An 11,116-nucleotide genomic window follows, 5' to 3' on the forward strand; every position below is an offset into this window, starting at 1 on the left:
CACACATTTTTCAGAAGCGAAGACATTTTTTCGTTTTCGCGGCATTTCGTGGGGCTATCAATGACGATTCATCAACTGATCAACGAACGGGTACAGGCAGCGCTGGCGGCAGCGGGCGCGCCTGACGCGCCTGCCGTGGTCCAGCCGGCTTCCAAGCCGGAATTCGGCGACTACCAGGCCAACGGTGTAATGGGCGCCGCCAAGGCGCTGAAAACCAATCCGCGCGCGCTGGCCGAAAAGGTCGTCGCCGCGCTGGATCTTGCCGGCATCGCCGACAAGGTGGAAATCGCCGGCCCGGGTTTCATCAATATTCATCTAGCCCCTGAATATCTGGCCCGACGAAGCGAAGCCGCCCTGAAAGACGACAAGCTGGGCATCGCGCCGGTGCAGCCGCTGCGCGTGATGGTGGAGTATTCCTCTCCCAATCTGGCCAAGGAAATGCACGTCGGTCACCTGCGCTCGTCCATCATCGGCGACGCGCTGGCGCGCGTGATGGAATACGTCGGCCACGACGTGGTGCGCGCCAACCACGTCGGCGACTGGGGCACCCAGTTCGGCATGCTGGTGGCTTACCTGGTGGAAACCAGTCACGCCGGCGACGCCGACCTGCAGCTGTCCGATCTGGAAACCTTCTATCGCAACGCCAAGATCCGCTTCGACGAGAGCGAGGACTTCGCCAATACCGCGCGCGACTACGTGGTCAAGCTGCAAGGCGGCGACGAGGACGTGTTGAAACTGTGGCGCCGTTTCGTCGACGTGTCGCTGAAGCATTGCGAAGAGGTTTATCAGACGCTGAACGTCGGCCTGAAGCGCGAGCACGTGCGCGGCGAATCGTCGTACAACGACGACCTGCCGGTGATCGTGCAGGAACTGCGCGCGGCCGGCCTGCTCACCGAGAGCGACGGCGCGCAGGTGGTGTTCCTGGAGGAATTCCGCACCCAGGAAGACCAGCCGATGGGCGTGATCGTCCAGAAGAAGGACGGCGGCTTCATCTACACCACCACCGACATCGGCGCGGTGCGCTACCGCCACCGCGAACTGAAGCTGGACCGCGTGATCTATGTGGTGGACGCGCGCCAGAGCCAGCACTTCGCCCAGATGTTCACCATCTGCCGCAAGGCCGGCTTCGCGCCGGAGGCGATGAAGCTGGAGCACGTCGGCTTCGGCGTGATGATGGGCGACGACGGCAAGCCGTTCAAGACCCGTTCCGGCGGCACGGTCAAATTGATCGAGCTGCTGAACGAGGCGCAGGAACGCGCCTACGCGCTGGTGGCGGAAAAGAACCCGGACCTGTCCGAAGAGCAGAAGCGCGAGATCGCCAACGCGGTGGGCATCGGCGCGGTGAAGTACGCCGACCTGTCCAAGAACCGGATGAGCGATTACATCTTCAACTGGGACACCATGCTGGCGTTCGAAGGCAACACCGCTCCGTATCTGCAGTACGCGTATACCCGCGTGCAGAGCGTGTTCCGCAAGGCCGAGGGCTATGACGCCAACGCCAAGATCGTCATCACCGAGCCGGCCGAGAAACAGCTGGCCGCCGCGCTGGCGCAGTTCGAAGACACGCTGAATGCCGTGGTGGAAGGTTGCTACCCGCACTACCTGTCGCAGTACCTGTACCACATCGCCACGCTGTTCTCGCGCTTCTACGAAGCCTGCCCGATCCTGAAGAGCGAGGGCGAGGTCCGCGCCAGCCGCCTGCAGCTGTCCGCGCTGACCGCTCGCACGCTGAAGACCGGGCTGGACCTGCTGGGCATCAAGGTGCTGGAATCGATGTAAGCGCCAAGGCCATGGCCATCGCGAGAAACCCCGCCGCATCCGGCGGGGTTTTTTTATCGATGGGCGGCAAGGGCGGGGACCGAGCGTATTTCCTGAACGGATTGCACCGGTGCCTGTCCATCGTGGGCGGGAGTGCATTTGCTCTACCCGTAGCCAATGAAAATCAATTCTTCAAATAATATGAATGCCATCCTGATGAACGCTTCATTCTCCACCGCCGCGCGCCGCGCCGGCATCGCGCTCTGCCTGTCGCTGTCCGCCTTTTCGCAAGCGGGACTCGCCCCGGCGCCAAGCGATCCGCAAACCGTATCGCAATACCTGAAACAGGCCCGCGCCAGCCAGCAGCCGGCTACATTGCTCGGCGAAAGCGAAGAGGGCGGCGTCAAGGTGCGCGCCTATGGATTCGTATCGCAGCGCTGGCCGGGCAAGGGCAGCACGCTGGCCAGCGACGCGCCGCAGTGGGAGCATGAGTTGAAGCTGGCGTTGCCGCCGGGACGCAAGCCCGGCTCGCCGGTGCTGCTGTATGTCAGCGGCGGCGGCAACCATGCCGAGAAGGGCTCGCAAGCGCCGCGGGATCCGTTGCCGATCGCGGAACTGGCGCGCGGGCTGGGCATCGCGGTGGCCGAGCTGTATTACGCGCCCAACCAGAGCCTGAAGCTGGACGGACAGCCGGCCGGCCGCGAGGACGCGCTGGTCGCCTATAGCTGGCGCAAGAGCGTGGACCAGCCGGAGGCCGACCGTTTCAGTTCGCTGCATCTGCCGATGACGCAGGCGGCCGTCGCCGCGATGGATGCGATCCAGGCCGGCCTGCCGGATGCGCGCGCCTTCGTGCTGTCGGGCAGTTCCAAACGCGGCTGGACCAGTTGGCTGGCCGGATTGAACGACGAACGGGTCCAGGCCATCGTGCCGGTGGTCGCCGATTTCTGGAACATCCGCGTCAATTTCACCCATGTCTACAACAGTTACGGCAAACAATGGCCGGTGGCGCTGCGCGATTATGAGAGAAACGGCATCACCGGCGAGGTGCTGAACGGCAGCCCCGGCTTCGACGCCTTGCTGCGGTTCGAGGATGTGGTCAATTACCCGAAAAGCATGCCGCGCTTGAAGAAATACATGATTTCCGCGTCCGGGGACGATTTCGCGGTGCCTGACTCCGCCTGGAGCTACCTGCCGATGTTGAAGGGGCCGATGCAACTGCGCTATCTGCCCAATCAGTCCCATTACGTGGGCAGCAAGCAGGTGGGCGAGGCGTTGAGCCAGTTCATGGGCCGCTGGCTGGCGGGCAAGCCTTTGCCCGAAGCCAGCGTGGAGGGGGACGAGCGCAATGGGCGGATCAGCGTGAGCACCCGGGAGCCGGTGAGCCGCGCCCGCTTGTGGCTGGCGCGCAATCCGGACCGCCGCGATTTCCGCCTCCGTTCCGGCATCCGCTATCAGGATCAGCCGATCGAGGGCAAGTGCCGGCGGGGCGAGTGCCGCTTCGAATTCACGCCGGACGCCGCGCAACCGGGCTGGCAGGCTTATTTCATCGAGTTCGAGGGCAAGGACTTCACCTGGACCACGCCGCCGCTGATCTGGCCCCAGCGCTACCAGGATGGCTCCAGGGTGCCTTTCGCCGCGCCGCGCCTGCAACTGGGCGGTTGATCAGCCTTTAACCAAGCCGCAGCAGCCGTTCGCGGATCTGGGAGGAGGCGGGCGACGCCGCCTCCCAGTCCGCGCGCCGGTAGCGGCCATTGTCCAGCAGGTCGGCGCCGAAACAATCGCAGCCCAGCAGCCGGATGGATGCCGGCAGCGCCGCCTGCGCCTCGTCTAGCAGCGCTTGTTCTTCGTCCAGCGCCAGCGCGGGCAGCGCCGTCCAGGCGTTGTCTTCTATCCAGCCCATCTTTCCCAGGCCGGCGATCAAACGCTGCCGCTTGGGAATCAAGCGGAAAAACATGAAATCCAGTGCCAGCCATTCTTCCGCTTCCGGCAGATAGCGCAGCAGCCGGCGGCGCAGCGCGTCGGAGGCGTCGAAGCGCTCGGCGTCGCCCAGCATGGTCAGCCGGGCGGCCGACTGCGCCGCGTCGCCGTCCGGCGCGAGCAGGGACAGGCTGATGCGCGGATCGGCCAGCAGGTTTTTGCTGTGCTCGGCCAGCGCGCTGACCACGAATACCGGGCGATGATGTTCGTCGCAGAAGAACTGGATGGCGCTGGCGTAGGAGTAGCCCGGATAGGCGTGCGACTGGGTGGCAAGCGTGGCGTGGCGGCATTGGTGCAGCAGGCTGATGGCGAGGTCGGGTTTCATGGCTTGCCGGGATGGGTAGCGATGCTGTCATTCTAAGCGGCGGCCTGGCCAAAGCAAACGCCCCGCCGAGGCGGGGCGTTGCGGTCCGGCATTTCAGAAGCCGGCGGTTTTGGCGACGAAGGCGTTGAGGTTGGCGATGTTCAGGCTGCCCCAGCCGGTGGCGTAGTCCCAGCCTGCCGCGGCCTTGTAGGCGCCGTTGCTGCCGCTGGCCACGTCGCGGTATAGCGACGGGTTGGCTTTGAAGTACTTGTAGATGGCATTGGCCGGCGAAGTCAGCTTGTTGCCGTTGGCCGACTGGATGCGGATCCAGAATCCGCTGAACAGCGGCGCGGCCAGGCTGGTGCCGCCTACCTGGTAAGTGCCGCCGGCCACCAGCACCAGCTCGCCGCTGCTGGGGTCGGCGTCGAAGGCGATGTCCGGCACGCCGCGCTTGGTCTTGGACGCGGTCAGCACGCCGGCGGCCGTTTGCCAGGACGGCGCGGCTTCGGTGGCGCTGGGGCCGCCGCCGCCGCCGCTCCAGGTTTTCTCGCTGCCGTAGGTCGTTGTTCCGCTGGTGGTCAGCGTGGTGCCGCCCACCGCGATCACATAGGGCGAAACCGCCGGATAGCTTTGATAGGCGGTATTGCCGCCGCATTCATAAGAGCCTGAGTCGCCGCTGGACACGGAAAAGGTCTGCCCGTGCGCCACGGCGGCCTGCAGCATCTGGTCTACGCTGGCGGTCATGCCGGAAGCTTTCGCGCCCAGTTCGCATTCGCCCAGCGACACATTGATCACTTTGGCGCTGTTGGCGGCCACCGCCGCGTTGATGGCCGCGGCGATGTCGGCGTTGTTCATCGACGGCGCGACGTAAAACTGCAGCTGCTTCAGCGCGCCGCCGCTGGCGGCGAGGATGGTCTGGCTGTCCAGGTTCCACTCCACGATGCCTGAAGTGTCGGAGCTGGGAGCGCCGGCGTTGACGATGGCCACGTTGGGCGCGGCGAAGCCTGCGCTCCTGGCATAAGTGCTGAGGTCCGCCACCGTCTGGCTCAGGTTGCCCTCGGCGATGATGCCGGCCACGCCGTTCCTGGCGGAGGGGAGGCTGGCGGCGTTGTAGATGGAGGCGAAGTCGGTCGGCTTGTGGGCGACGACGCCGGTGGCGGCCTTGCTGACGCTTTGGGCGTGGAAGGCCGCATGGAACTGGTGGGCGTTCTGCAGCCCATGCACCGCCAGCACGATGCCGGCCAGGCTGGCCGGCACTTGGGCATCCTGCGCATTGGCCATGGCCTGGCGGCCATTGACGCTGTACCGGCGCAATTTGGTCTGGAAAGCGCCGTAAACGGTGGCGGCGCTGCCATCGGCGGTGAGCAGCAGGTTGTTGGAGGAAACGGCGATATTGCGGAAACCGTTTTGCCGCAGATGGTTGACCACCTGTTGCACCTGGGCCTGGGTGGGCGCGTATTGGGCGAGGAACTGGGCGTCGCTGATCGGCTGCCCTTGTCCGGCCTGGATGCTGTCGGTCAGCGCGTCCAGCGCGGCCTTGTTGCGCACGGCCAGGCTGACGGCGATGTGCACCAGCTCGCCGCCGGCCACTTCTCCCGCGTCGCGGGCCTCGGGGATCAGCTGCTGGGTCGGGTGCGCCTGGGTGCCGGTGCGGACCCAGCCGGCGGCGTCCGCCGCCAGGCTGAACAGGCCAAGGAACAGAGACAGAGTCGGTTTGTTGACCCGCATGCCATTTCTCCTGAAAAACGCCTCGCGCCGCTCATGGGGGCTCGACCGCGCGTTTTACCTTGATAGTGGGTCTGTTCTGGTTTGTAAAGTATTCACTCTTAAATTGCTGGGTTTATTTGTAATTTCATGATTTGAATAGCTTTGTCATCGCCGCGCAGCCCGGCAATCGGCGCGCGAGAACGGAAAAAGCCCCGGTTGCCCGGGGCTTTTCTTTTGCCTGATGCCTTCTTAGAAGCCGGAGTGGCTGTTGATGAAGGTATTCAGGTTGGCGACGTTCAGGCTGCCCCAACCGGTGGCGTAATCCCAGCTGGCGGTGGCTTTGTAGCCGCCGTTGTTGCCGCTGGTCACGTCGTGATAAAGCGACGGGTTGGCCTTGAAGTACTGATAGATGGCCGGATTCGGGGAAACCAGGTTATTGCCGTGCGCGGACTGGATGCGGGCCCAGAAACCGGTGAACAGCGGAGCGGCCAGGCTGGTGCCGCCGATTTGCTGATTGCTGCCGTTCACGACCACCAGCGCGCCGCTGTTCGGATCCGCGTCGAAGGACACGTCCGGCACGCCGCGTTTGGTCTTGGACGTGGTCAGCACGCCGGCCTTGGTTTGCCAAGCCGGAGCCGTTTCGATGACGCTCGGGCCGCCGCCGCCGCCGTTCCATACCGATTCCGACGAGTACTTGGTGCCGCTGGTGCTCAGCGTGGTGCCGCCGATGGCGATCACGTAGGGCGAAGTCGCCGGGTAGCTCTGGCCCGAGGTGCTGCCGCATTCTGCGGAGCCGGAGTCGCCGGTGGAAACCGAGAAGGTCTGGCCCTGAGCCACAGCGGTCTGGAAGATCTGATCGTCGGAGGCGACGGTGCCATCGCTTTGCGCGTCGCGTTCGCACTCGCCCAGCGACACGTTGATCACCTTGGCCGAGCCGTCGCTGACCGCGGAATTATAAGCGGCAGTGATGTCGGCGTTGGTCATCGAGGTGGCGACGTAGAAATTCATCTGCTGCAGCGCGCCGCCTGCGGCGGCCAGGATGTCCTGGCTGTCCAGGTTCCATTCGCCTACGCCATCGGTGTCGGACGAAGCGTCGCCGGCATTGATCACGTTGGTTTGCACGTAGCTGTAACCGGCGGCGTCTTCGAACTGCTGCAGGTCTTGCAAGGTTTGGGTCAGGTCGCCTTCCGAGATGATGCCCACGGTGGTGTTGGTGGCGGCCGGCAGGCTGCTGGCGTTGTAGATCAGCGGGAAGTCGGTCGGGTTGTGGCCGGTGACGCTGTTGGTCTTGGCGGAGGCCAGGGGCTGCACGCCGCTCTTGCGCAGGGTGGTGTGGAAGGTGTGGACGTTCTGCAGGCCATGAACGGCCAGCACGGTGTCGCCCAACGATTGCGGCACCTGGGCGGCGGTCACGTTGGCGAAGGCAGTGCGGCCGTTGACGTTGAAGTGGTGCAGGGTGGCGTTGAACGCGGTCTTGGCGGTGGCGGCGCTGCCGTCCGCGGTGATCAGCATGCGGTTCGGGGCAACCTTGATGTTGCGGAAGCCGTTCTTCTGCAGGTGGGACACCACCTTTTGCACCTGAGCCTGGGTCGGCGCGTACTGGGCCATGAAGTCTGCGTGGCTCAGGGTCTTGTGGCTGGTGCCGGCGAGCAGACTGTCGGTCAGCGTGTCCAGTTGAGCCTTGTTGCGCAGCTTCAGGGTCACGGCTACATGCACCGATTGGCCGGCAGCGAGTTCGCCGACGCTCTTGGCGGCGATGGCGCTGGTCAGGGTGGCGACCAGCGGGTGGGCTTGGGTCGCGGTGTTGACCCAGGCTTCTCCTGCTTGGGCGCCGGCGGCGAATACGCCGGCAACGATCAGTGCTATAGCGTGCTGTTTTGCAAACATGCAGTTTCTCCTCTTGCGGTTTAAATACAGGAAAAAACGATATGTCTTTTCCTGATAAAGGCAGGGCTTGTATTGCGAATTGTGTTCGCGCCCTTGGCCTGTGCTTGCCTCTGAATTGTTCGAGGCATGTCGTAATTTCATACGACTATTCCGCAATAGGTCATTCAAGATAAAAATGCCAAATGGATTTAATATAAATTCATACTTTGAAATGATGCTTAATCAAATTTGCAAACATTTACCCTTTTTGGAAGTCGTTGAATGCTGACGAATGACGAAATAGAGCATTTGTACTATTCGCCCGTTTTTTGGATTTCATCATTACTCATGGCTGTGATGAGTTTTTATGAATCAAATAAGAAGCGACTGTCAGGCACGGAGTGTGAGTGGCACAACATAAAGATGAATGCACTGCATAAATGCAACAAATTAGACATCATTTATGCGTGCTGAAAAGTATTTCTCAATTTGTCTTTGTGACAGACTGTGACATACCAAGTGCATGAATGCTGAAATTATTACTAGTTTGTTTGATTTCTTTGTGACGATTTGTGATTCGTCTGAATGTGTTTGTTTGCTTTCTTTTTGAGACGATAGACAAAAGTAAATGGCTGTTGACGTTAGTCATTACAAACTTTCACACTCGAATTGCCTTTACTTGGCACGACAAATAGATAAGACGGCCGCCCACGAGGCGGCGGGCAGTACCTCTACATGGGATTTGGAGAAATGATGAACTACAAGAGAAAAGCGCTTGCGGTGGCGCTGTCGCTGATCGGCAGCTATGCGCCCTTTGCGCATGCGGATACGTCGGATGACAGCGCAGGCACTCTCGACCGGGTTGAGATCACTGGTTCCAATATCAAGCGTTCGATCAAGCAGGAACAGGCCATTCCGATGACCATCGTCAAGACCGAGGACCTTGCCAAGCAAGGTATGACCACGGTCGAGCAGGTGGTGAATAGTTTGGCATCGAATCAATCCAGCCATGGCGCCACCGCGGCTGTGGGCGCCAGCACCGGCGGCGCTTCTTATGCCAGCCTGCGCGGCCTGGGCGCGCAATACACGCTGGTTCTGCTGGATGGCCGCCGCATCGTCAATCAGCCGATGGATGGCTACGCGGTCGACTTGAACGCCATTCCGCTGTCCGTCATCGACCGTGTGGAAGTAGTACGGGATGGCGCTTCCGCGATTTACGGCACGGATGCCATTGGCGGCGTGATCAACTTCATCACCAAGAAGGCGGCCCAGGGGTTGTCGATTGGCGGCAGCTATGTGGAGCCCCAGCGCTCCGGCGGCAAGGAAAAGCAAGTTTCCGTTTCCTATGGTTACGGCAACTTGGCGAAAGACGGCTACAACATCTACGGCGCATTCGACTATCACAAGATCGATCCGATTTTCGCCAAAGACCGCGATTTTGCTACGAATATCACCCAATACACCAAGCTGAGTCCGAACTCCTTCCCCGCAAACTATCAGAATGCTGCGGGCAGCGCGGTTGTCGCGTCTTCCTATCCGAATTGCGCGCCGCCATATTCGGTGCCGGTGGTGGATGCAAAAGGCCACAAGTACTGCGGAGAGGTGGCGTCACTGTATCCAGGCATCACTCCTGAAATCGAGCAGAAATCCGGTTTCTTGAAGGGCACGCTGAATCTCGGCGAACATCAGCTGTCCGCGCAGTACATGATTACCCAGACGGAAAACAAGACTTGGGTGGCTCCACTGCCGCTTGGCGGGCAGGTGACCTCTCCGACGGCTCCAGGGCAGAATCCGGCGGCGGGCCCGTTCCCGGTTCAGGGGCGCGCGGTGCCGCTGGGTGATCGGGTCGATAAGAGCTTGGCGACTACCCAGCGTTTGCAGTTCAATCTGGAAGGCCCTCTCGCAGGCTGGGATTACCGGGCAGGTTTCGGGCATTCCCAAAGCGTCGTGACTCATGATCTGGTATCGGGCTATGTCAGCCAGAGCGCGTTGCAAAACGCATTGAACAATGGCTTTGATCCGAACAATCCGAGCGCTGCCGCTTGGGGCCAATATTCGGTTGCAGGCCAGATTGAAAATGCGAAGTCCACGCTGGACATGGCTGACTTCAAGGTCAGCAAGGAAATATGGCAGCTGCCGGCTGGCATGCTGGCAGTGGCGCTGGGCGTGGAAGGACGGCATGAAACGATCTCCCATAACTATGATGGGCTGGCTTCCGATGCGTTAAGCACCGGTTTGAATCAGACAACTTCCGCCAGTGGCAGCCGTAGTGCCCAGGCAGTGTATGGGGAAATGGACATCCCGGTGATCAAGCATCTGGATGCCAACCTGGCGGTTCGTTACGACAAATACAGCGATTCCGGCAGTTCCGTAAACCCGAAAGTGTCTCTGAAATACCAACCTGTGCCGCAAGTGATGTTCCGCTCCTCGGCCAGCACCGGCTTCCGCGCGCCTACGCTGTTCGACATCAACCAGCCGACCCAGACCCAGTTGACCGGTGGTTTCTATTACAATCCGATCTCCTGCCCGAACGGCGTTGGCACCAACTGCTCGCAGCAACAGCAGAACCTGGTAACTGGCGGTAATAAGAATCTGCAGCCGGAGAAGTCTTCGTCGCTGTCGTTTGGCGTGGTACTGGAGCCGATCAAGTCGGTGACTTTGAGTGCTGATTTGTGGTGGACTGTGGTCAAGAACAGCATAGGTACGCTGGACGAGACCGTGATCTTCGGCAATCCGGCCAAGTATGCCAGCCTGTTCAGCCCGAGCACGGTGACGCCGGGTACAGTGAATGCCGTGGCAACCACTGCTAACCTGGGCAATACCAGCGTGTCCGGTCTGGATGTCAGCTTCTCCTACGCTTTGCCGAAGAGTTCGCTTGGCGATTTCGTAGTGTCGCTGGATGGCACTTACATCAGCAAGTACAGCTTGCAGCTTGAGCCACAAGGCCAGTACTTCGACAACGCAGGCCGCTACTTCAACGGCAGTCCGGTGTTCCGTTGGCAGCATAACCTGTCGTTGAACTGGTCCCGTGGCGATTGGGGCGCTGTTCTGGCCGAGGATTACAAGTCTGGCTATACCGACCAGTATGACAACCATATGGTCAAGCCTTATTCGACTTGGAATCTGTCTGGCACCTACACCTGGAACAAGAAGCTGAGCGTCACCGCTGGCGTGCGCAACCTGTTCGATCAACTGCCGCCGTGGTCCAACCAGAGCTACACCACTCCGCAAGGTTACGACCCGCGTTTTGCCGACGCGACCGGCCGAGCCTACTTCCTGAAGGCCAATTACAAAATGTAAGCCGTAGGGCATGCGGCCCCCGGACGCCGCTCGGCATCTGGGGGTGATTACGGATTGCGGCAAGTCCGTTACAGGAGTTCACTTTGTGTTGTCGGGAGCCGGCAAATGCCGGCTTCCGGTCCGCAAGCGCATGCAAGCAGGGAAGGTAATCGCAATGAGCAGTGTTTCCATCAAGCGCAACAGTGGGATGCTTAGCCGCCGCTC

General features: G+C 61.3%; 6 protein-coding genes. 3 read left to right on the forward strand and 3 right to left on the reverse strand.

Annotated elements, in window-relative coordinates:
• Positions 1-60: 60 nt before the first annotated feature.
• Both argS and VL52_RS04825 read left to right on the forward strand, forming a co-directional pair.
• Positions 61-1,779 carry an arginine--tRNA ligase gene (argS, locus tag VL52_RS04820; RefSeq protein WP_046155962.1) on the forward strand — a complete coding sequence of 573 codons (1,719 nt, stop codon included), beginning with the start codon at positions 61-63 and terminating at the stop codon, positions 1,777-1,779.
• 195 nt (positions 1,780-1,974) lie between these two features.
• A complete protein-coding gene (locus VL52_RS04825) occupies positions 1,975-3,420 on the forward strand; it encodes a PhoPQ-activated protein PqaA family protein (RefSeq protein ID WP_160298914.1) in 1,446 nt (481 codons plus the stop codon).
• A gap of 7 nt (positions 3,421-3,427) precedes the next feature.
• Here VL52_RS04825 and VL52_RS04830 read toward each other — a convergent pair whose 3' ends face one another.
• From VL52_RS04830 to VL52_RS04840, 3 genes are all read right to left on the reverse strand, one after another.
• Positions 3,428-4,060: a pyridoxamine 5'-phosphate oxidase family protein gene (locus tag VL52_RS04830; RefSeq protein ID WP_046155964.1), complete on the reverse strand. Its 633-nt coding sequence runs from the start codon at positions 4,058-4,060 to the stop codon at positions 3,428-3,430.
• 93 nt (positions 4,061-4,153) lie between these two features.
• Positions 4,154-5,767: a S53 family peptidase gene (locus tag VL52_RS04835; protein WP_046155965.1), complete on the reverse strand. Its 1,614-nt coding sequence runs from the start codon at positions 5,765-5,767 to the stop codon at positions 4,154-4,156.
• A gap of 228 nt (positions 5,768-5,995) precedes the next feature.
• Positions 5,996-7,633 (reverse strand): S53 family peptidase, encoded by a 1,638-nt coding sequence (locus VL52_RS04840; protein ID WP_046155966.1) that lies wholly within the window; start codon positions 7,631-7,633, stop codon positions 5,996-5,998.
• Between the two features lie 732 nt (positions 7,634-8,365).
• On the opposite strand from VL52_RS04840, the gene VL52_RS04845 reads away from it, so the two are divergent.
• Positions 8,366-10,912 carry a TonB-dependent receptor gene (locus VL52_RS04845; protein WP_046155967.1) on the forward strand — a complete coding sequence of 849 codons (2,547 nt, stop codon included), beginning with the start codon at positions 8,366-8,368 and terminating at the stop codon, positions 10,910-10,912.
• Positions 10,913-11,116 lie beyond the last annotated feature (204 nt).

The sequence above is a fragment of the Chromobacterium vaccinii genome (genome assembly GCF_000971335.1).
GTDB lineage: Bacteria > Pseudomonadota > Gammaproteobacteria > Burkholderiales > Chromobacteriaceae > Chromobacterium > Chromobacterium vaccinii.

What these genes read in the sequence shown, in the direction of transcription:
- argS (WP_046155962.1), top strand. Translation starts at nt 61, where the DNA reads ATGACGATTCATCAACTGATCAACGAACGGGTACAGGCAGCGCTGGCG.
- VL52_RS04825 (WP_160298914.1), top strand. Translation starts at nt 1,975, where the DNA reads ATGAACGCTTCATTCTCCACCGCCGCGCGCCGCGCCGGCATCGCGCTC.
- VL52_RS04830 (WP_046155964.1), bottom strand. Translation starts at nt 4,060, where the DNA reads ATGAAACCCGACCTCGCCATCAGCCTGCTGCACCAATGCCGCCACGCC.
- VL52_RS04835 (WP_046155965.1), bottom strand. Translation starts at nt 5,767, where the DNA reads ATGCGGGTCAACAAACCGACTCTGTCTCTGTTCCTTGGCCTGTTCAGC.
- VL52_RS04840 (WP_046155966.1), bottom strand. Translation starts at nt 7,633, where the DNA reads ATGTTTGCAAAACAGCACGCTATAGCACTGATCGTTGCCGGCGTATTC.
- VL52_RS04845 (WP_046155967.1), top strand. Translation starts at nt 8,366, where the DNA reads ATGAACTACAAGAGAAAAGCGCTTGCGGTGGCGCTGTCGCTGATCGGC.